The organism is Draconibacterium orientale (genome assembly GCF_900111425.1).
Classification (GTDB): domain Bacteria; phylum Bacteroidota; class Bacteroidia; order Bacteroidales; family Prolixibacteraceae; genus Draconibacterium; species Draconibacterium orientale.
The window spans coordinates 19,667-40,631 of the sequence record NZ_FOHT01000020.1 but is presented as its reverse complement, the minus strand read 5'-3'; the positions used below and the strand labels follow the sequence as shown (position 1 = coordinate 40,631).

Below are 20,965 nucleotides of genomic sequence, written 5' to 3'. Positions count from 1 at the left end.
CAGATCAAAATTTGATGAATAATGAAATTACAGTTTTTCCTAATATTTTTGTTTATAACCGGTCAGCTTTCTGCGCAATCCTCAAAACTTAGCTTCGATGAAAAGAAAGCCGAATACCTTTATCATTTTGCTTACGAGTGTATCGACCAGGAATACCCGAATAAAACCGGGCATGTTTTGGGCGACGACAGTTACCTTCAGCCTCCGCGAGTAATGCACCCTGCTTTTTATGGTTGTTTCGATTGGCATTCGTCGGTGCACGGGCACTGGACTTTGGTGAAAATTTTAACTGAATTTCCGGATTTCAAGTACCGTGATGAGATCATTAAAAAGCTCAAGAAAAATATTACCGAAGCAAATATTCTCCAGGAAGTTGCTTATTTCGACGATAAGCACAACACCACCTACGAACGCACTTACGGTTGGGCCTGGTTGTTAAAACTTGATGAAGCTTTGCGCGAATGGAATGATCCGGTAGCACTTGAATTACAGGCAAACCTGTCGCCACTGGTTGATTTGCTGTCGGATAAATTTGGTGAATTTCTCGACAAACTGATTTACCCTATACGAATTGGCGAACACTGCAATATTGCCTTCGGAATGTCGTTTGCCTACGACTGGGCAAAAAAATACGATACGGCACTGGCCATTCAAATTGAACGGAAAGCAAAAGAGTATTACGCTTCCGATTGTGATTGTCCGCTGACCTGGGAACCGGGCGGTTTCGATTTTCTTTCGCCTTGCCTGCAGGAAGCTTCGATAATGCTAAAAGTATTACCAGAAAAAGAGTTTGAAGAGTGGCTAAAAAAGTTTCTTCCAAAGTTTGAAAAACATCATGAAAAGTTTCTTGAGATTGCAACTGTTACCGACCGCAGCGATGGCAAACTTGCCCACCTCGATGGCTTAAACTTCAGCCGTGCCTGGTGCTTATACGAAATGGGTTACGCCTTAAATAACCAGCGACTAATTGATTTTGCCGACGCCCATTTTAATTACAGTTACGAAAAAATGGATTCGGGCGAATATGCCGGAGCACACTGGCTGGCATCCTTTGCCACCTACGCATTAATAAAAAGTCACAATAAATAGGTTCGGAGCTCAACTCACTCGATAATGAATATTACAAAATTTTGCTGCCTGCTGCTATTTTGGGGCAACGTTGTATTTTCGTCTGCCCAAAATCACCAATCTCGTTTTGAGAAGATTGATGTACAACACCACAAGTTCGAAATCCATTTAAACGATACAACAAACCAGATAGAAGGAGTTGCTACCATCTCAATTAAATTTCTAAAAGCCGGTAACGATATCACACTCGATTTAGTTGAGAATTCCGGCGACTACGGAATGCTGGTTCATATGGTAAAAAAGGAAGACATTGAACTTGACTTTAAGCAAGCACACAATAAGCTTGTAATTCTTTTAAACGAACAGGCACAAGCGGGCGATATTCTCGATTTTACCATTGGCTATTCCGGCGTTCCTGCCGATGGCTTGATCATATCAGAGAATCGCTATGGAGATCGTACATTTTTTGGCGACAACTGGCCCAATCGCGCCCAAAACTGGCTCCCGTGTGTCGATCATCCTTCTGATAAAGCTACTTTAGAGTTCCTTGTTTATGCTCCGGCGCATTACGAGGTTATCTCAAACGGAAAGCTCGTGGAGAAAAAACAACTTGACGATGCAGTTGAATTTACCCACTGGAAAGAAGATGTGCCGCTGGCTACCAAATTAATGGTAATTGGAGCTGCCGATTTTGCGATTGGAAACAAGCAGGAATTTCAGGGCATACCGGTGAGTTCGTGGGTATTTGAACAGAACAAAACAAAAGGATTTGAGAATTATCAATACGGCACAAAGGCATTGGAGTACTTTTCTGAATTGATTGGTTCCTACTCCTACGAAAAGCTGGCGCATGTACAATCAAAAACACGTTACGGCGGAATGGAAAACGCCAGCTGTATTTTTTACCATGAAAATTCGGCCATAAGCGATCGTATTCCGGAACAGCTGTTTGCACACGAAGTGGCTCATCAGTGGTTTGGAAATTCCGTTACCGAGCAAAACTGGCATCATGTGTGGCTCAGCGAAGGATTTGCTACCTACCTCACGCATCTTTATGTACAGCACTTTTATGGCGACGAACAATTTAATGATGGACTGAAATATGATCGTGAGCGCGTTATTGCATTCTCAAAACAAAAATACATTCCGGTAATCGATACAACTGTTCAGGAATATACCCGCCTATTAAATGCCAATACGTACGAAAAAGCCGGCTGGTTTTTACACATGTTACGAAATAAATTGGGCGACGACACTTTCTTTAAAGGATTACAAGAATATTATCACGATTTCAGAAACAAAACCGCTTTGACAAAAGATTTTCAATCGCTTATGGAATCTGTTTCGGGTAAAGATCTTGATCGTTTTTTTCATCAGTGGTTATGGAGTGCCGGACATCCGGTACTTAAAGTTTCGTGGGGAACAGAAACCACCGGGAAACAAATAGACAACCAGGAAATTCTGATTCAACAAAGGGGCAAGCAACTTTTCAGTTTCCCGCTGGAAATGAATATTCTTTATGAAGATGGTTCGGTGGATCTCGTAACCGTAATGATCGAAAAAACAAAAAGAACACAGCAATTTCAGGCAAGAACAACTTCCGGGATTAAAGATATTTTCATTGATCCGAATGTGAAATTGCTTTATGAACTAGCTCAATAAAGAGGATTATTTTATTCTGCAGCCCAAAATAAGGGCATAAAAAAAGTCCTGACGAAACCGTCAGGACTTACAATGTATTTCACCTAAATAATAAAGTCTTTATTTTACTTTTTCTACGATTGCTTTGAACGCCTCAGGTTGGTTCATCGCCAAGTCGGCTAAAACTTTCCTGTTAATTTCAATGTCGTTCTTTTTCAACAATCCCATGAATTGTGAATACGACATTCCTTCCAATCGCGTTGCAGCGTTAATACGCTGAATCCACAATGCACGGAATGTTCTTTTTTTCGCTTTTCTATCGCGGTACGCAAACTGTTGACCTTTTTCCCAGGTATTTTTTGCAACCGTCCAAACGTTACTACGCGAACCGAAATAACCTCTAGTTTTTTTCAGTAATTTTTTTCTTCGGGCGCGTGATGCTACATGATTTACACTTCTTGGCATACTTTTTACTTTTTTGATAATCGGCGGTCTCCGTCAACCAACGGAAATACTTTAAAGCACAATTATCAGGTTTTTAACTTTTTTTACCTCTCTCAATTAAAAGGTTTAATGTAAGTCCGTCAACCGACGGATTACTTCATGCACAACAAAAGTTTTACGTTGCTTTCGTTTGTCTTATCGATTGTTGTCCAATAAGTCAAATTACGCTTACGTTTTGTACTTTTTTTAGTCAAAATGTGACTTTTGTAGGCGTGCTTCCTTTTAATTTTACCACTTCCGGTTAATCTAAAACGTTTTTTAGCACCGGAGTTCGTTTTCATTTTTGGCATAATTCCTACTAATTAAAATGTTATCAAAGAACTTTATTATATATGGTTTAACACCAAAAAACAAGTTTCGTTAACCGAAACCTATTTCTTTTTAGGTGAAATAAACATTGTCATTCGTTTTCCTTCCAATTTTGGCATTTGTTCAACGCTTCCCCATTCTTCCAATGCTGTTGCCAGTCTCAGCAACAGAATTTCGCCCTGGTCTTTAAATAAGATCGAACGTCCTTTAAAGAATACAAACGCTTTCACTTTTGCGCCTTCCTGAAGGAATTTTTCGGCATGTTTCAGTTTAAACTGAAAGTCATGCTCATCAGTTTGCGGACCAAAACGTATTTCTTTTACCACAACTTTTGTGGTTTTTGCTTTCATCTCCTTTTGTTTCTTTTTCTGCTGATAAAGAAACTTCGAGTAATCAATAATTTTACAAACCGGTGGATCGGCTTTTGGCGAAATTTCTACCAAATCCAATTCCATCTCGTCTGCTAATTTTAGTGCATCACGTAAGGGGTAAACACCTTGTTCTTCGATGTTATCACCCACTAAACGTACTTGTGGCACCCTGATCTTGTGATTTATCCGGTGTTGCGGTTCCTGCTCTCTTCGGGGCTGGAATTTTCTTCTCGGACCTCTTCTTTTAATAGCTATAATGCGTTCCTCCTTAAGTTAGTTATATAATCCTGATAATTGATCTCTTACTTCTTTATTAATAAATTCAGCGAATTCCTCTAGTGTCATTGTTCCTTTATCACCTTCGCCTTGCCGGCGTACAGCAACCGAGTCAGATTCTGCTTCTTTTTCTCCTACGATCAAAAGATAAGGAATTCGTTTTAATTCGTTGTCGCGTATCTTCCTACCAATCTTTTCGTTACGATCGTCAACGACGGTGCGAATATCGGAAATATTTAGAAAATCTGAAACTTTTTTAGCATAATCGTTATACTTTTCGCTAATAGGTAACACTACCACCTGCTCTGGTGTAAGCCACAACGGAAACTTACCTGCAGTGTGCTCAATTAACACGGCCACAAAACGTTCCATCGAACCGAACGGTGCGCGGTGAATCATTACCGGACGGTGACGGTTATCATCAGCGCCAATATATTCCAACTCGAAACGTTCGGGCAGGTTATAATCCACCTGGATAGTTCCCAGCTGCCAGCTACGTCCTAAAGCGTCTTTAATCATAAAGTCGAGTTTTGGACCGTAAAATGCAGCTTCACCCAGTTCGGTAACCGTATTTAAACCTTTTTCTTCGCAGGCTTCAATAATTGCCTCTTCAGCCTTGTCCCAGTTTTCCGGCGATCCGATATACTTTTCGGGTTTATTCGGGTCGCGCAACGAAATTTGTGCAGTATAATTTTCAAAGTTCAATGCTTTGAAAATGATGAAAATAATATCGATTACTTTCTTAAACTCATCTTTCAACTGATCCGGGCGACAGAAAATATGCGCATCGTCCTGCGTAAAACTTCGTACACGTGTTAAACCGTGCAACTCGCCACTTTGTTCATAACGATAAACCGTACCAAACTCGGCCATACGCACCGGAAGGTCTTTGTATGAACGTGGCCATGCTTTGTAAATCTCGCAGTGGTGCGGACAGTTCATCGGCTTCAACAGATACTCCTCGCCTTCTGCCGGTGTACTTATCGGCTGAAAAGAGTCTTGTCCGTACTTTTGAAAGTGACCTGAAGTTTTATACAACTTCACATCGCCAATATGTGGTGTCATCACCTGCTCGTAACCGTATTTCTTTTGTACCTTTTTCAGGAAATTCTCCAGCTGTTCGCGCAATTGCGCACCTTTTGGCAACCACAACGGCAAGCCTTGTCCAACGGCTTCAGAAAAGGCAAACAATTGCATTTCCTTACCGATTTTACGGTGGTCGCGCTTTTTGGCTTCCTCAAGCATTTGCAGGTACTCCTCAAGCATTTTTGCTTTTGGGAAAGTAACACCGTAAACACGGGTAAGCATTTTATTTTTTTCGTCGCCACGCCAGTAAGCACCCGCAATCGCCGTTAATTTAATGGCTTTAATATAGCTGGTGTTGGGCAAGTGTGGGCCACGGCATAAGTCAGTAAAATTTCCCTGATTGTACAGGGTTATGGTTCCGTCTTCCAGTTCGCTTATCAACTCCTGCTTTAGCTCATCGTTTTTATCGGTGAACATAGCCAGAGCATCTTCTTTCGAAATATCAGAGCGAACAATATCGTTTTTCTGACGTGCCAACTCAAGCATTTTCTGCTCGATTTTTTGCAGGTCATTTTCCGAAAGCACTTTTCCTTCCGGAAGATCGATATCGTAGTAAAATCCTGTGTCAACAGTTGGCCCGATACCAAATTTGGTACCCGGAAAATAAGCTTCAATAGCTTCAGCCATTAAGTGAGCTGATGAGTGCCAGAAAGTCTCTTTTCCTTCTCTGTCGTCCCACGTGTGCAGTTTTATGTTGGCATCGTGGTCAATTTTCCGCGATAAATCCCAAACTTCGCCGTCAACCGAAATCGACAGCACATCCTTTGCCAGACGGTTCGAGATCGATTTGGCAATCTCTAAACCATTAACAGGCTCCGCAAACTCGCGCACACTGTTGTCAGGAAGTGTAATTTTTATCATTTTACTGTTACTATTTTTTGTTTCAATATTACTATTGAAATCTATCTGTTATTTTAAATCTTGTAATTCAAATGCAGTCAGAAGTTTTTGAATTAAAAACCTTCATTTCCAAACCTAAATCACTTTTGCGCGGCAAAGATAATCAATCCATTGATACTAGAAAGAATCGAGCGCCTGCATGTTAGGCAATTGTAACGTTTTTTCAACACTCAGTTGTTAAATTACAAATCTATTAAAAGTTACCAACTTCTGATTAACGCTGCCGGGGTTCAGGAACAGTTGCTATACTTATTGATTTACAGCTCTTTTACATGCAAAACAAACCACTTGGGTTAATGCCAGCTTATTATTTCCGGTGCTATTTTAATTTTTTGCAATAGCGAACAATACGAATTAAGAGATATTTTTTCGAAATAAGAGGAATCAAGTTATGAAAGACTGTTTTCGTTGAAAATTTTACGAAACAAGATGGATGAAATTAATTTGCGATTTCTGATATTCTTTAAATGTCATTAAACATTCGATAAACATTTTTCTATTTTTGCTCACACACAAAAGAAATAACATGAAGAAACTGCTTATTTTACTGGTCATATTTCTGACTACTTTTTCGGTAAAGGCACAACAGCCGCAAAAAATTACATTAGAAGAAATTTTACAAAAAGGCACTTTTCGGGCACAATCGGTTTACGGCCTGCGCTCGATGAACGATGGCATCCATTACACTACCCTGGAAAAACAAACCCAGATAGTTAAATACAGCTACCAAACCGGTGAAGAAATTGAGGTACTTTTTGATATTACCAAGGTTAAGGATGCCCCTATTTCTTCCTTTTCGGCCTACGAATTCAGTAACGATGAAACAAAAATATTGCTGACAACCGAGCGCAAACCGATTTACCGACGCTCTTATACTGCTGAATTTTATGTATGGAATTCGGTTACCGAAGAACTTACCCAATTATCAGATAAAGGGGCACAGCAACTGGCAACTTTTTCGCCCGATGGAAATTACGTGGCCTATGTGCGCGACAACAATATCGTCATCAAAAACCTGAAATTTGGAAGCACTCACCAGGCAACAAAAGACGGTAAGTTTAACGAGATAATCAACGGAGCTCCCGACTGGGTTTACGAAGAAGAATTTGGCTTTAACAAAGCATTTTGGTGGTCGCCCGACAGCAAATTTCTGGCTTACATTCGTTTTGACGAAACCGAAGTACGCGAGTTTTCAATGCCGATGTATGCCGGAGCGGCGCCAACACTCAACAACAATAAATTGTATCCCGGAGAATACACCTTTAAATACCCGAAAGCCGGTGAAGCGAACTCGAAGGTAGAAGTTTATTCGTACGAAGTGAAAACAAAAATTGCCATTAAAGTTGACATTGGCGAAAAATCGGATATTTATGTTCCGCGTTTAAACTGGACACCCGACGACAACGAATTGGTGGTAATGCGTTTAAATCGTCATCAAAACCAAATTGATATTTTATATGCCAATCCTTACACAGGCGACTCGCGCAACTTCCTGACAGAGAAAAACGACCGCTACATTGCCGAGGATTTCCTCGATGCTTTTACTTATCTTCCAGACGGGAGTTTTGTTGTACAAAGCGAACGTGATGGCTGGTCGCATTTGTACCTCTACGACAAACAGGGCTTCGAAATTGCCCAACTTACCGAAGGCGAATTCGATGTAACCGACTTTTATGGCTACGATGCCGAAAAAGAACTATACTACTATCAGGCGGCGGCCGAATCGCCATTGCGCCGCGAGGTTTACTACATTAGCCAGGATAAAGAAGAGAAAGGAAAACTATCGACATTAGAAGGAACAAACCGTGCTGTATTCAGTACCAACTTTAAATACTACATTAACTATTACAGCAGCGCAAAAGTGCCGAATTACATCACTTTGCACGACAATAAAAAAGGCGAACAAATCCGCTTTCTGCAGGACAATACGGTGCTGAAAAACACGATTAAGAGTTTGCAAATTCCACAAAAGGAGTTTTTCACGTTTACCACCTCTGAAGGCGTTGAGTTGAATGGCTGGATGTTAAAGCCAACCGATTTTGATGATTCGAAAAAATACCCGGTTTTAATGACACAGTACAGTGGTCCGAATTCGCAAAGTGTTACCGACTCGTGGGGTGGCATTAGCTGGAACGAATACCTGGCACAGGAAGGTTTTGTGGTGGTTTGTGTCGATGGGCGTGGAACTGCTGCCCGTGGCGAAGATTTTAGGAAAGCAACCTACATGCAGCTGGGAAAATACGAATCGGACGACCAGGTGGAAGCAGCGAAATACTTAACTACCCTGCCCTATGTCGATGCTGAAAACATTTCGATTTTCGGGTGGAGCTACGGTGGTTTTATGACATTGCTAACGCTTGAAAAAGGTGGAGACCTGTTTAAAGCCGGTATTGCAGTTGCTCCGGTAACCAGCTGGCGTTTTTACGACACGGTTTATACCGAACGTTTTATGCGCACTCCGGAAGAAAACCCGGAAGGCTACGACGATAATTCGCCGCTTTCGTACGCAGGAGACATAAAAGGAAACTTATTGATTGTACATGGAACTGCCGACGACAATGTGCATGCACAAAACACTTATGAAATGACCGAAAAAATGGTGCAGGCGGGCGTACAGTTCGAAATGGCAATGTACACCAACCGCAACCACGGAATACGGGGTGGCAACACAAGTATGCATTTGTACACCAAAATGGTAAATTTCCTGAAAGATAATTTGATGGAGTAATAAATCGGAAATACAAGTAAAAATAAAGGCTGTCCAATTTAACTTTTTTGGACAGCCTTTTATTTTTATCCCAATTGTGCGTTAAAAGCTGTATTGAATTTTAAAGATTACAATCCCGAAATCCTCTGGGAGTTAAAATGTTTTGCATCAAAGACACTAAAGCGTTTCTGTTTTTAAAATGGCTTTTTCAATGATCACATAAGCTACAATCGAACTCACAACACTGTTTACCGGTGCTACACCGGGCAAATAAGTTGCGGCCAAAACGCCAATTCCCCAGGCAACTACTGCCGACCAGCGGAAATTACGAATTTTCCGTTCTGCAAAATCAATGTATTTTGCTTTATGAACGATGAAGAAGTCGGCAATCAACACTCCACCAATCGAAGGCAACATAGAATTCAGCACATTCAAGAATCCCACAAAATTGTTGTATAAATAAATTGCCAGTAGCGTACCGATGATTCCATTCACAATCACCATGATCTTTTTGGGTAAACGGGTGATGTTCGAGAATCCCAGCCCCGATGCATAAAGCGCATTGTCGTTGGTAGTCCAGATGTTTAATCCCAGAACAATCATCGCCCAAACAATCATCCCCTGGTTCACCAAAACATCACTGATATCCGATTGCTGATAAAAGGCAGATCCAACAGCGCCAAAGAAAAACATCAGCGAGTTACCCAGAAAAAAGGCAATCAGCGTAGTGGATACCGCAATTTTGCTGTTTTTGGAGAAACGGGTAAAATCGGGTGTTAAAGTTCCGCCACTAATAAACGAAGCCACACAGATTCCAATCGCTGTATAAAGCGTCATCGGATTTTCAGGAACAACATCAAACCAGGCAGCTGTTCCGCCAAAATCGCCAAAGGCTTTTCCCACCGATGTCAACCCCAACACGGTAATCGCAGGCACGGCCACAAAGCTAAGCGCAGTAAGTGCCTTGATCCCAAACCATGCCGTAGCTGTCATTATTATTCCCGAAACGGCAACAATCATGTAAATATTTAAGCCGGTGACTTTTTGTACCGGAATGGCAAACATGGCCACTCCAACGCCAAACCATCCCACTTGGGTAATTCCCAGCAAGAACGAAGGGAGAATCGATCCTCTTTCGCCAAATGAGTACCGCGCCAGCAAGTGTGTCGATAAACCCGTTCTGGAAGCAGTATAAGCAAGCAAACCTGTATAAATTCCCAATATCAGGTTTCCGACCAAAATGGCGGTTATAAATTTCGACGCAGTTAAGCCAGCACCCAGTTTTCCTCCGGCCCACATACTGGCCGAGAAAAAGGTAAAGCCCAGCATTACTACAAGCATTACCCAAAATCCTTTTTTACTGTTGCTCTCAACTGCCGATAACGAAAAATCGTGATCGTGATGCGATGGTTTTTCCATTGTTAGTTTTTTATAAGTTGATTTTTAAGAATTTGCAATGCTTTTTAGTTTCGTGAGTTGAGCTGAAGCCAGTTCTTCCAGATCAACCGCTCCAAACTTACTGCAGTCGAGATTCGGTACACGCTCTCCCACTTGTTGTTCAAAGGTTCGGCCTCGACGGGCCATGGTATGCACCTGTCCCCAGTATTCGATCACATCTTCGAGGTATTCGGGTAACCAAAACGCGCGTGAACCGGCATCGTAAATCACACAGCGTTCCATCGGAAAAGCCGGATTTTCATACTGGCTTTCAACAAACTCGGGGGCCATCAGCGCTTCGCGTTTTACCAAATCGGTTCCGGTAAGTTTAATGGTTAAAGGCGTTGAAACGGTAGGCACCGTAAAACGTCCTTCGATATAGCACAAGGTGGTGGATTGATATCCTTTAAACTTCGCACGACAAAGTGCATCCACATTCTCCAGGATCTCCTCGGTTCGTTTCCCTCCATAGGTAAAAAACAGGATCGATTCGATGTTCGTATTGTTGATTTCGGCTTGTTTTACCAGGGCTTCCAACCCAAACTCGAGGCTGGTGCCGGTTGCAACCACATCGCCAATTACAATTTGCGCCGATTGCGGCATATAAACCTTTTGGTAGTCGCTTTCGATAATGTGCCACTCTTCCGAATCGGGATTAATACGGGCCCGCTGGGCACTGATAAACGACGAACCGTGTAAATTCCAGTCGAACGCGTCGGCGATGGCTTCGCGCAAACCAAAATTCAGTCCGCCCCGCAAAATATTAAACACTATGGTTTTTCTTTCTTCCAGGCAAATTACCTGTTCTTCCTGCAAACTCTTCATCGCCATCGAACACGCCTTGCGCAGCTTGCGGGTATAATTTACCCCCATTACCGTGGTATCGTTGCAAATGGCGCGCGTTTCAGCGTTGGAAATCACCAGTCGGTTTACACTCGTCTTCCCCTCCTCTTCAATTTTGTAGATTGAACAGTCGTTTCTCTTTGAAATTCTATTCAGCATTTCTCTCGTAAATTTTAAAAAATAAATGGGAAAACAAGAGACCGGGATGGTCTCCGGACGTGTCCCCGAAATTCAGGAATGTTCCCCAAATTCCGGATGACAAAAATGACTCTTTTATTCCAAAAGTCAAAAATTAATGTTCAAAAATCTTTCAGATTTAAAATAAGAGTTCTGTTTATTTCGGATAAAAATAACTCAGCGCATATTATGATAATAAATGCCCGGATTTTCCAGAAATCGCAGACAACACGCTGTGCGTTTAGTTTTCTGCGCCGGGCGACACTGAACAGCCATTCTGATGGCAGCAAAAAAAAAGACCGCCCTTTTGAGACAGCCTCTTTTTTTACTTCATATAATTCTGATAAAATTTTGTTTTGTCTTCGTTGCCAAACCGGGCGTAAATATTGGCCAGATAACCGGCATATTCTTTTCCGGGATTCAGCTTCCACAACTTATTTAAATAAGGTAAAGCCTTTTTAAAATCCGCTGTTACCAAATCCAGTTCTTTTAAAAGCGTATTGTAGTTTTTTCGGGTTTTGTTTGCATTGTATTTTGCCATTTCGCGCTCGTAGCGGTTTTGTCCGGCCCAGTAGTATTTTTTGGCATTCCATTCCAAGGCCTCCAAATGCTCCGGATTTTTACCCAGCAAAACGTCAGCCAGACTATCGCAAACCGCTTCGTTTTCCAGCGCCTTGTTCACTTCGAAGTAATGATCGAGGTTTTCCTCCTTATTTTTCGAGGCACCATCCATTTTGCTCCATACTTCCAGCGCTTTATCGTTTGCATCAATTTCGGTGTAAATAGCCAGTAAACGCGCATTTACTTCGTTATTATCGCTTCCGTAATTTTCGGTGATGTACTCCAGCGCCGACAATTCTTTCGATAAATTATCCTGTTGCTGGTAAATGGCTGCCAGTGTTTGATACATATCAGCATCGGCATAATTTTTATAACGTGCCTGATCGAACCAACTGATAGCCTGCGCAGCGTTGCCCGCTTTGAATGCCGTTTTTGCCGCCTGAGCAAAATCGGCTCCCGCCACCTCTTCAATTGCTGTTGTTTCGAAATAACTCGTCCAGGCTGTTAGCGCCTGCGAATAATTTCCTGTTGCTTCAAAATTTGTTGCTTCTGTTTTTGGGGTGGTCAGTACTTTTGGTGCCCCGCACGACACCAGAAAAACAGCCATCGCGGCTCCCCATAATAATTTCTTTTTCGCCATATTTTATAATTTCGTGGGCCAAAACTAAATAAATTATCGGGAAACACCTTTTATGTGCAGGTATAGCTAAGAATCGTTAACCAGATTTAATTAAAAGCTGTCTGACTGTCAGGGAAATCTGCTTAATCGTCTTTCTTCTCCTCAATATTTTTGTTGATGTTCTGAAGGATTTCATCCTGTTGTACAGGACTATAAATTACCTTCCAAAAGTATTGAAAAACTCATCAGTATCTTTCATTTCCTGTAATCCCAAAATCCAGCAAACTTCGCAAAGATCTGAGAAGTCAAGTCCTCCACTTGCAACAGCTTCATTGTTGTATCGTCCGTTTTTGCCGTTGTATTTTAAGCCTATTTCAACGGCCAGTTCCCACAGGTTGATAAGATCAGTATCTTTTACTTTTGTTTGCCAATCGTTGTAGCCGGGCGTTCGAAATCCGGGCGTTCCGTTTCCCACTGCATTCCCATCCGGAATTTTATGGTAATTGCTGTTCGCTTTCACGTATGCCAGGCTGTTGGCCGATGTTACTTTTTCATTCCAATCGCTGTGTTGGACGATATGAATGCGTTCGGAAGTATTAATTTCGGGCGCATCGTTTTGAATAGCCTTTATTAACGCCGCCGAAAAATCGGACTGACCGGCTTCAGCAATCCATACATTTCCTCCATTTTGCAAACATTCGAGTGTTATATTTTTCATCTTCACAATTGCCTTTGGGCGGTTTGTATGTGCATCGATCCAATTATCCCTAAAAGCCTGTTGAAAAAGCTCGTTTGGCGGCACATATAAACCTTCCTGAATGCCGTATGTTCCGGCAACTGCAAAGTAATTTATTGCACTGAAATCAGGACACGAAAGCAAGGTTTTAAAAGCTGCGGCCGAATGAATATCATCTACATCGGTTTTGCAATCAAACTGCATCACCAGCAAGTCCTTTTCGGCATTAAAACGTTTTTCCTTTTCCGGTTTGTTAGCCCATGAAAAACAAAAAGCTGAAAGGGTTAAGAAAATAAAAATGCAGGTCTGTTTCATCTATTATTTTTTTTTGATTTCTGGTTGCTTATTTGGTTCTTTGATAAAGCTACTCAATAAATAAAAACCGACATCGGTTTTGAACAAAAATAATAACAGTACATTATTGTTAATACACAATGTGTTGTTGTATTAAACGCTTTAAAATGAATGGAAAAAATAAACACGGTATTTCTTTTTGGAATTAAAATTGACGAGCCTGTTGTAACGCTCACCGACCTCCTTGTTTCGGTGTTATGTTTCATATTTGCCTACAAAATCCACAATAATAACCGGTCTGAAAAAGTATTTACCTATTTCAAACTTTATTTCCTGATTATGGGAATAGCCACCGCTTTGGGCGGCCTGATCGGTCATGCCTTCCTGTACAAATTAAACTTCTACTGGAAATTACCGGGATGGATAACCAGTATGTTCGCTATAATGTTTGTTGAACGGGCAGCAATCGAACACACTCGTATTCAGCTCTCAAAACAGATTGTTAAAATTTTGAGCATTCTGAATATTATTGAGTTCCTGACTTTTTTAACCTTAACGATCATTACCCTCAATTTCTTTTATGTTGAATTTCATTCGGGTTACGGATTAATGTTTGTTGTGCTCTCGCTGGAAGGATTTTTATACGTAAAAACACGTAATAAATCCAGCAAGTTTATTCTTATTGGAGTTGCTTTTGCAGCAGTTGCAGCTCTGTTTTTCATGAATGATATATCCATACACCAGTGGTTTAACCACATTGCTGCAAGCCATGTTTTAATGGCCGTTGCAGCCTGGTTTTTCTATATTGGTGCCAGCAAAATCAACATGAAAACAAGTCTGAAATAAGGTCCACTCCCAAGAAAATCACATTTAGCTGTAACACTTCTCTGATTTGGCAGTCTTATAAAAAAACCAATTCAATGAAAGTTGCAGCTGTCTTCGGGTTATTATTCCTTTTTTGCACAATATCAGCCCAGGAGAAACGAACTTACAAAGCTACAACCTTCAATAATCTGGATATTACAATTAACGGCGTTTTTGATGAACCGGAATGGCAAAATGCCAACTGGGAAAACGACTTTATACAGCATGAACCTAACGAAGGCGAAGCGCCAACCCGCCAAACAGAATACGCCATTTTATACGATGCCAACAACCTTTATGTGGCAATTCACTCGTTCGACGATCCGGACAGTATTTCAATGCGAATGACACGACGCGATGAAACGGATGGCGACCTGGCAGGCGTTTACATCGACTCGTATTTTGACAAACGAACCTCGTTTGCATTTATCGTTTCAGCAGCCGGAGTACGCTCGGATATGGTGAATACCAACGATGGCGATAACGAAGACGACACCTGGGACCCGATCTGGTATGCAAAAACAGCCGTTACAAAAAATGGCTGGAATGCCGAAATGCGCATTCCTCTCACCCAACTTAGGTTTGACGAAAACGAAGAACAGATTTGGGGACTGAATGTATTACGCTATATTTTTAGGGAAGACGAACTTTCGTCGTGGCAAGCTATGAAACGTGAAACGGCCGGTTTTACCTCGCAGTTTGGCATTTTGCGAGGCATTGAAAATATAAAGCCGCAAAACTCGCTGAATGTTACGCCGTATATGGTTGCCCGTACCGAACGTTTTGAAAAAGAACCTGAAAATCCATTTCTGAAATCAGGAAAATCAAATGGTTTTGATGCCGGTTTAGATGCCAAAATCGGCCTCACCAATTACCTTACCATGGACCTCACCATTAATCCGGATTTTGGCCAGGTTGAAGCTGATCCGTCGCAGGTAAACCTGAGTACTTACGAAACTTTTTTCAGAGAAAAACGCCCGTTTTTTATCGAGGGAAACAATATCCTGTCGTACAAACTTGCTTTTGGCGACGGAGATCAATCGGCCAATAACCTGTTTTACTCGCGCCGAATCGGACGCCGTCCCAATCATTCGCCCGATTTGGCGGATGATGAATATGCCGATCTGCCCGATTTTACCCGAATATTGGGTGCAGCAAAAATAACCGGCAAAACAAAAAGCGGCTGGTCGATTGGTGTAATTGAAAGTGTTACTGCCAGAGAAGAAGCTGAAATCAGAGGACTATCAGGTAACAAAACCGAAGCGGTTGAGCCTTTAACCAACTATTTCGTAAGCAGAGTTCAAAAGGATTTTAACGAGGGAAATACCTATATCGGAGGAATGCTTACCGCTGTGAACCGAAATATAAATGATGAACATCTTGAATTTCTGCACAAAAGCGCTTACACCGGTGGAGTTGATGTTGTACACAAATGGCACAACAAAGACTGGTTTGTAGATGCCGGAGTATATTTTAGCCGTGTTGAAGGTAGCGAAGAAGCGATTCTTAACACGCAAACTTCCTATTCGCGAACCTATCAGCGCCCTGATGCCGATTACGTAACACTCGATTCAACACGAACTTCGCTTGCTGGTACCGGAGGCAAATTCACCATTGGCAAAACAGGTGGCAAGCTGAAGTTTGCGGGAATTTTTAGCTGGAAATCACCGGGACTGGAAATTAACGACATTGGCTATACACCCGAAGTTGACGACATTACTCAGGCACTTTGGGTAGGCTATCGCTGGTACGAGCCTTTCTCCATTTTCAGAAGTATGGGACTTAATTTTAACCAGTGGACCGATTATGATTTTGGCGGAAACTTATTGGGTGCAGGTGGCAATATTAACGGCAATACACAGTTTAAAAACTTCTGGAATGCCTTTTCGAGTATAAATTTTAATGGCGAACAGCTTTCTCATTCTGCACTACGAGGCGGCCCATCGATGAAAATTTCAGGAAACCACAGTTTTTATACCGGAATATTCTCAAATCCACAAAAGAAGTTTACCTACGGAGCCGACGGTGGAATGAACTGGAGTAACGAAAAAGGCTACTTCTCGAGCAAAAGTTTTGAGGTAGAATTTGGTTATCGCCCGATAAAAGCCATGCAAATTGAAATTAGCCCCGAATATGGCGTAAGCGACAATCAGCTTCAATATATTACGCAGCAAGACCACCTGAACGACACACGCTACATTATGGGAACCATTCAGCGTAAAACGTTCAGCACCTCTGTTCGGATAAACTATAATGTTACGCCCGATTTAACGGTGCAGTTTTGGGGACAGCCTTTTATTGCAACGGGCGATTACAATGCGTTTAAGTATATAACTGATAGTAAGGCTAATGAAATTCACGACAGATTTGCACTCTATTCCAAAGACCAGATTACCTACGATGCACAAAACAGTGTTTACAACATTGATGAAACCTTAAATGGACAAACCGATTATAGTTTTGATAATCCTGATTTTAATGTGAAAGAATTTTTATCAAACCTGGTAGTTCGGTGGGAATATCGTCCCGGCTCGATGATTTACCTGGTGTGGTCGCAAAATCGGGGACGTTACGATAACTGGGGCAAATTTAATTTTGGAGACGATATTACTGATCTCTTTGACGAGAAACCACATAATGTCTTCCTGGTAAAATTTTCGTACCGTATCGGAAGATAACTACTATGCGAAGGATAATAAAACAATCATGATTCTCAGGAATCACCAACAGGAATGAAAGTGAGGTCTAACGACAGCATTTCATAAAAACATTGAGAGTACGAGGCGCATACAGCAGCTGTGCGTTGAATAACTGATTATTTGCGCCTTTGATTTACTTTCTCATCACCCCCGGGTTTTACCCGAGGTTAGTCACATTCTATCCCCTCGGGATATTGACCTGAATTACAAAGTTAAAACGACTTTATTGAGCTGCTATGTCGTAATTGCAAATTTTTCACGACGCTGGAAGCGTCTAATATGAATAACCCGGTGCGTAGCGCCGGGATCAAATAACCAAAGTAAAATCGTCTGGCGAAGAAAGCAGATCGAAGCCAGATGGTTCTCCCGGACGAAACTCAAAAGGCAATACACATAAAAAAATGGGGACTTTCAGAAAAAAGGCCGTTTCCGAAAAAATTCGCGAAACGGCCTTTACTTTTTACCTGCTTTTTTATTCAATAAAAGTGTTATTTCCTTTCAATTCAATTGTTCTTGAAAGACCATTTTTTCCTTTTCCTTCGGGCTGACTTCCGCCTACAAACAGCAAAAAATCTCCGGGTTCGATAACCCGCTTATCATCGGCTCCAATAATGGAAAACTGGCGTGGTTCAAGTACAAACTTCACCGTTTTTGTTTCTCCGGGCTTTAAAGCAATCCGCTGAAAACCCTCCAACTGATATTTCGGACGCGGTGTTGATGCGATCAAATCTTTCATATATAACTGCACAACCTCTTCGCCTGCTACATTTCCACTATTCGTTACTTTCACACTAATTTCGATAGTATCGCCAATTTTTGCTTTTTTAGCCAGATTTACATCTGAATAAGTAAAAGAGGTATAACTCAATCCGTAGCCAAAAGGATATAAAGGCTCTCCGTTGAAGTACTTGTAAGTGCGGTTTTCCATGTCGTAATCTTCGAACGGCGGCAACTGATCAACTGATTTGTAGTAGGTAACCGGCAAACGTCCGGCCGGGTTATAATCGCCTGTCAACACATCGGCAACAGCGTTACCGCCTTCCTGCCCCGGATAACCGGCAGTAATGATTGCCTCCAGGTTTTCGTCGGCCCAGTTAACAGCCAGTGCACTTCCGTTAAGTAAAACCAGAATCACTGGTTTACCGCTTGCTTGAATGGCTTTCATCAATTCGCGTTGTGTTGCCGGAAGTTTTAAGTGGGTGCGGTCGCCGCCTTCAAAACCATCTACTTCCAATTCCATTTCTTCACCTTCAAGGCGTTGCGACAGGCCAAGCACCAAAACAACAGCATCAGCTTTTTTAGCTACCTCTACGGCTTCCTGTTTCAGATTTTGGTTGGGCATGGCCCACAACAGTTTTGCATCGCCGTCGCCATGATCGTTGGCATATTCATATACAAATTTATACTTTTTGCCCGCCTCCATTTTAACTGCCTTTTCATGATGAAAAGCATGATGCTCGGATTTATGACTTAGTAACTTTTCTCCTTCAAGCCAAATATCAAGTTTTGGCATTCCCCAACTTCCAATCCGGTATTCACCACTCACCGGTGGTACAATGTAACCTGTCCAGCGCACACTAAAGTCATCATCGTTAATCTCGGGTGTTGGCGCGTCAGCTTCCCAGTAAAAATCGATATTTTCATCTATTCTGGAAAACACCGGTTCTCCTTCTAATTTCGCATTATTGAAATACGCTCCTTTAACGCCTTTTGTACCATCTCCAGTTTGTAAAAACTCTGAAGGAATAGCATGCAGATTACTCACTCCTTTTGCCAAATGACTTCCTTCGGCATAAAGAATTTTGGTGTTCGGCAGTTTATTTTGCAATCCTTTTAACACAGTTACCGGATTTTTGGCAATACCATTATAGTTTCCAACCAACGACTCCCAGTTATCGGCATTTGGGCCAATAACAGCAAGTGTCTCAATGTTTTTTGAAAGCGGTAATGTGTTATCCTGGTTTTTCAGCAAAACAATGCTTTTGCGTGCGGCTTCCAGTGCCAGCTCATTATTTTCTTTCGATGTATTTACCGAAAATGGAATTTGGGCATAAGGCACTTCTTCATTCGGATCAAACATTCCCAACTTAAAACGGGCGGTAAACAAGCGTTTTACTGCAACGTCAATCTCCGCTTCGTTGATCAAACCGCGTTCAACAGCCTCAATAAGATGACGGTATGAATTTCCACAATTTAAATCGGTACCGGCTTTAACTGCCACGGCCGCTGCTTCGGCAGCATCTTCCGAGAAATCCTGAAAAGTAAAAAAATCGGAAATTGCCCAACAGTCGGACACGATGTATCCATCAAATCCCCAGTCGTTGCGCAGAATGCCAATTAACTCATCGCTGGCACAACACGGAACTCCCCGAAACTGGTTGTACGCGCCCATTACCGAATACGCACCACCATCTTTCACCAACATGCGGAATGCCGGCAAATAGGTTTCCCGCAAATCGCGTTCGCTCACCAGTGCATTAAATTCGTGGCGCAATGGCTCGGGACCGGAATGAACGGCATAGTGTTTTGCCGTAGCTACTACTTTCAGGTATTTCGGGTCGTCGCCCTGAAGTCCTTTAACAAATTCAGTTCCCAGAATACCGGTGAGGTATGGATCTTCTCCATAAGTTTCGTGTCCTCGTCCCCAACGCGGATCGCGGAAAATATTTATGTTAGGCGACCAAAACGTAAGTCCCTGGTAAATGCCTCGTTTATCGCGGCGAACAAATTCATGGTGTTTGGCACGCGCTTCATCAGAAATAGCCACTGCAACACGGCTTACCAAATCGGCGTCCCACGAGGCAGCAATACTTATCGATTGCGGAAAAACCGTTGCATAACCGGCCCTTGCCACTCCGTGTAAACACTCGTTCCACCAGTTGTATTCCGGCACTTGTAAACGATCAACCGCTTTTGAGGTATATTCCAGCTGATCAACTTTTTCCTGCAATGTCATTTGCGACACCAGCAAATCAACACGTTCCTCCATCGGAAGCGATGGATCTAAAAAATCGAGATTTTCATTTTGTGCAAATACTACGAAAGCACAAAAAATTAGAATTAGGTTTAAAATTGATTTCTTCATCTGTTTTATAATTGTTCTATTTTAGTTGGCAACAGACGTAACACACACACTTTTTTATTTTTCGTCGTTTAAATTTTAGTACATGTGCGTTTCATTTCACAAACTACTATTCTGTTCTATTCTGCAAAAGACTACAAATATACGACTAATTGAGTGATTTGTTTTCTAAAAAAAGACACTTCTGTTTTAATAACAGACAAATTTCATACTTCTACTCTTTTCGATTGATTGCTTACCTTTGCAATTTAAAACACAACATAAAAATATGGATTTTACAGCTTACAAAACATTAGTAAACACTATTGATGAACTATCAGAAAAACTGGAGAAGCAACACAATAAGCACATGAAGTGCAAAGCCGGATGCGATCTGTGCTGCATGGATTACAGTATTTTTCCGGTAGAATTTTACAGCATTGCTAAAGCGCTAAAAGAACGCGGGGATAAACCCGTTTTAAACACCAATAAGGATGAATCAAGTTGTATTTTTCTGAATAACCACAAATGCGAAATCTATGCCGAGCGGCCGATAATATGCAGAACACACGGTCTGCCCTTGTTATTTATGAATGAAGACAATGGTTGGGAATTATCGGCATGCGAACTGAACTTCACTGAATTTGACATGGACGACTTTTCGGAAGGGAACACATTTCCACAAGATAAATTCAACAGCAAACTCTATTTATTGAATAAAGAGTTTATTGCTAAGAACGGATTAACCAACCATTCGGAGCTTGATTTAATACCGATTAAAGAATTGGCAAAACACATTTAAAAACTGAGAT

15 protein-coding genes are annotated in these 20,965 nt (G+C 41.7%); 6 read left to right on the top strand and 9 right to left on the bottom strand.

Annotation, left to right across the window (positions count from 1 at the left end; genetic code table 11):
• Positions 1-21 precede the first annotated feature (21 nt).
• Both BMW53_RS11875 and BMW53_RS11870 read left to right on the top strand, forming a co-directional pair.
• The gene (locus BMW53_RS11875; RefSeq protein WP_051568042.1) at positions 22-1,089 is read left to right on the top strand and encodes a DUF2891 domain-containing protein; all 1,068 of its coding nucleotides are present in this window, start codon (positions 22-24) and stop codon (positions 1,087-1,089) included.
• Positions 1,090-1,113: 24 nt separating this feature from the next.
• Positions 1,114-2,730 carry a M1 family metallopeptidase gene (locus BMW53_RS11870; RefSeq protein ID WP_038562267.1) on the top strand — a complete coding sequence of 539 codons (1,617 nt, stop codon included), beginning with the start codon at positions 1,114-1,116 and terminating at the stop codon, positions 2,728-2,730.
• A 99-nt stretch (positions 2,731-2,829) separates the two neighbouring features.
• Here BMW53_RS11870 and rplT read toward each other — a convergent pair whose 3' ends face one another.
• The 4 genes from rplT to thrS all read right to left on the bottom strand — a co-directional run bounded on the left by rplT (position 2,830) and on the right by thrS (position 6,116).
• Positions 2,830-3,174 carry a 50S ribosomal protein L20 gene (gene rplT / locus BMW53_RS11865; protein WP_038562270.1) on the bottom strand — a complete coding sequence of 115 codons (345 nt, stop codon included), beginning with the start codon at positions 3,172-3,174 and terminating at the stop codon, positions 2,830-2,832.
• Positions 3,175-3,305: 131 nt separating this feature from the next.
• Positions 3,306-3,494: a 50S ribosomal protein L35 gene (gene rpmI / locus BMW53_RS11860; RefSeq protein WP_425531652.1), complete on the bottom strand. Its 189-nt coding sequence runs from the start codon at positions 3,492-3,494 to the stop codon at positions 3,306-3,308.
• 90 nt (positions 3,495-3,584) lie between these two features.
• Entirely contained in the window at positions 3,585-4,142 is a 558-nt protein-coding gene (infC, locus tag BMW53_RS11855) for a translation initiation factor IF-3 (RefSeq protein WP_074780678.1), read from the bottom strand.
• Between the two features lie 24 nt (positions 4,143-4,166).
• Positions 4,167-6,116 (bottom strand): threonine--tRNA ligase, encoded by a 1,950-nt coding sequence (gene thrS, locus BMW53_RS11850; RefSeq protein ID WP_074780675.1) that lies wholly within the window; start codon positions 6,114-6,116, stop codon positions 4,167-4,169.
• A 565-nt stretch (positions 6,117-6,681) separates the two neighbouring features.
• On the opposite strand from thrS, the gene BMW53_RS11845 reads away from it, so the two are divergent.
• Positions 6,682-8,883 carry a S9 family peptidase gene (locus tag BMW53_RS11845; protein ID WP_038562279.1) on the top strand — a complete coding sequence of 734 codons (2,202 nt, stop codon included), beginning with the start codon at positions 6,682-6,684 and terminating at the stop codon, positions 8,881-8,883.
• A 156-nt stretch (positions 8,884-9,039) separates the two neighbouring features.
• Here BMW53_RS11845 and codB read toward each other — a convergent pair whose 3' ends face one another.
• The 4 genes from codB to BMW53_RS11825 all read right to left on the bottom strand — a co-directional run bounded on the left by codB (position 9,040) and on the right by BMW53_RS11825 (position 13,550).
• On the bottom strand, positions 9,040-10,281 hold the full coding sequence (gene codB, locus BMW53_RS11840; RefSeq protein ID WP_038562282.1) for a cytosine permease: 1,242 nt from the start codon (positions 10,279-10,281) through the stop codon (positions 9,040-9,042).
• Positions 10,282-10,305: 24 nt separating this feature from the next.
• On the bottom strand, positions 10,306-11,301 hold the full coding sequence (locus tag BMW53_RS11835) for a hypothetical protein (protein WP_038562285.1): 996 nt from the start codon (positions 11,299-11,301) through the stop codon (positions 10,306-10,308).
• Positions 11,302-11,644: 343 nt separating this feature from the next.
• A complete protein-coding gene (locus BMW53_RS11830) occupies positions 11,645-12,520 on the bottom strand; it encodes a tetratricopeptide repeat protein (RefSeq protein ID WP_038562287.1) in 876 nt (291 codons plus the stop codon).
• 196 nt (positions 12,521-12,716) lie between these two features.
• Positions 12,717-13,550, bottom strand: a complete 834-nt coding sequence (locus tag BMW53_RS11825; RefSeq protein WP_038562291.1) for a hypothetical protein — start codon at positions 13,548-13,550, stop codon at positions 12,717-12,719.
• A 150-nt stretch (positions 13,551-13,700) separates the two neighbouring features.
• Between BMW53_RS11825 and BMW53_RS11820 the strand changes: the two genes are divergently transcribed.
• Positions 13,701-14,375, top strand: coding sequence for a DUF6962 family protein (locus tag BMW53_RS11820; RefSeq protein ID WP_051568043.1), 675 nt, complete (start codon positions 13,701-13,703; stop codon positions 14,373-14,375).
• A 74-nt stretch (positions 14,376-14,449) separates the two neighbouring features.
• Positions 14,450-17,071, top strand: coding sequence for a DUF5916 domain-containing protein (locus BMW53_RS11815; RefSeq protein WP_051568044.1), 2,622 nt, complete (start codon positions 14,450-14,452; stop codon positions 17,069-17,071).
• A gap of 493 nt (positions 17,072-17,564) precedes the next feature.
• Here the strand turns inward: BMW53_RS11815 and BMW53_RS11810 are convergent, their stop codons facing one another.
• Positions 17,565-20,177: a glycoside hydrolase family 3 protein gene (locus tag BMW53_RS11810; protein WP_038562294.1), complete on the bottom strand. Its 2,613-nt coding sequence runs from the start codon at positions 20,175-20,177 to the stop codon at positions 17,565-17,567.
• A 265-nt stretch (positions 20,178-20,442) separates the two neighbouring features.
• Between BMW53_RS11810 and BMW53_RS11805 the strand changes: the two genes are divergently transcribed.
• Positions 20,443-20,955 (top strand): YkgJ family cysteine cluster protein, encoded by a 513-nt coding sequence (locus tag BMW53_RS11805; protein ID WP_051568045.1) that lies wholly within the window; start codon positions 20,443-20,445, stop codon positions 20,953-20,955.
• Positions 20,956-20,965: the final 10 nt, after the last annotated feature.

Bases quoted from the DNA above. Each gene is read 5' to 3' on its own strand.
- BMW53_RS11875 (WP_051568042.1), top strand. From the start codon at position 22: ATGAAATTACAGTTTTTCCTAATATTTTTGTTTATAACCGGTCAGCTT.
- BMW53_RS11870 (WP_038562267.1), top strand. From the start codon at position 1,114: ATGAATATTACAAAATTTTGCTGCCTGCTGCTATTTTGGGGCAACGTT.
- rplT (WP_038562270.1), bottom strand. From the start codon at position 3,174: ATGCCAAGAAGTGTAAATCATGTAGCATCACGCGCCCGAAGAAAAAAA.
- rpmI (WP_425531652.1), bottom strand. From the start codon at position 3,494: ATGAAAACGAACTCCGGTGCTAAAAAACGTTTTAGATTAACCGGAAGT.
- thrS (WP_074780675.1), bottom strand. From the start codon at position 6,116: ATGATAAAAATTACACTTCCTGACAACAGTGTGCGCGAGTTTGCGGAG.
- BMW53_RS11845 (WP_038562279.1), top strand. From the start codon at position 6,682: ATGAAGAAACTGCTTATTTTACTGGTCATATTTCTGACTACTTTTTCG.
- codB (WP_038562282.1), bottom strand. From the start codon at position 10,281: ATGGAAAAACCATCGCATCACGATCACGATTTTTCGTTATCGGCAGTT.
- BMW53_RS11835 (WP_038562285.1), bottom strand. From the start codon at position 11,301: ATGCTGAATAGAATTTCAAAGAGAAACGACTGTTCAATCTACAAAATT.
- BMW53_RS11830 (WP_038562287.1), bottom strand. From the start codon at position 12,520: ATGGCGAAAAAGAAATTATTATGGGGAGCCGCGATGGCTGTTTTTCTG.
- BMW53_RS11825 (WP_038562291.1), bottom strand. From the start codon at position 13,550: ATGAAACAGACCTGCATTTTTATTTTCTTAACCCTTTCAGCTTTTTGT.
- BMW53_RS11820 (WP_051568043.1), top strand. From the start codon at position 13,701: ATGGAAAAAATAAACACGGTATTTCTTTTTGGAATTAAAATTGACGAG.
- BMW53_RS11815 (WP_051568044.1), top strand. From the start codon at position 14,450: ATGAAAGTTGCAGCTGTCTTCGGGTTATTATTCCTTTTTTGCACAATA.
- BMW53_RS11810 (WP_038562294.1), bottom strand. From the start codon at position 20,177: ATGAAGAAATCAATTTTAAACCTAATTCTAATTTTTTGTGCTTTCGTA.
- BMW53_RS11805 (WP_051568045.1), top strand. From the start codon at position 20,443: ATGGATTTTACAGCTTACAAAACATTAGTAAACACTATTGATGAACTA.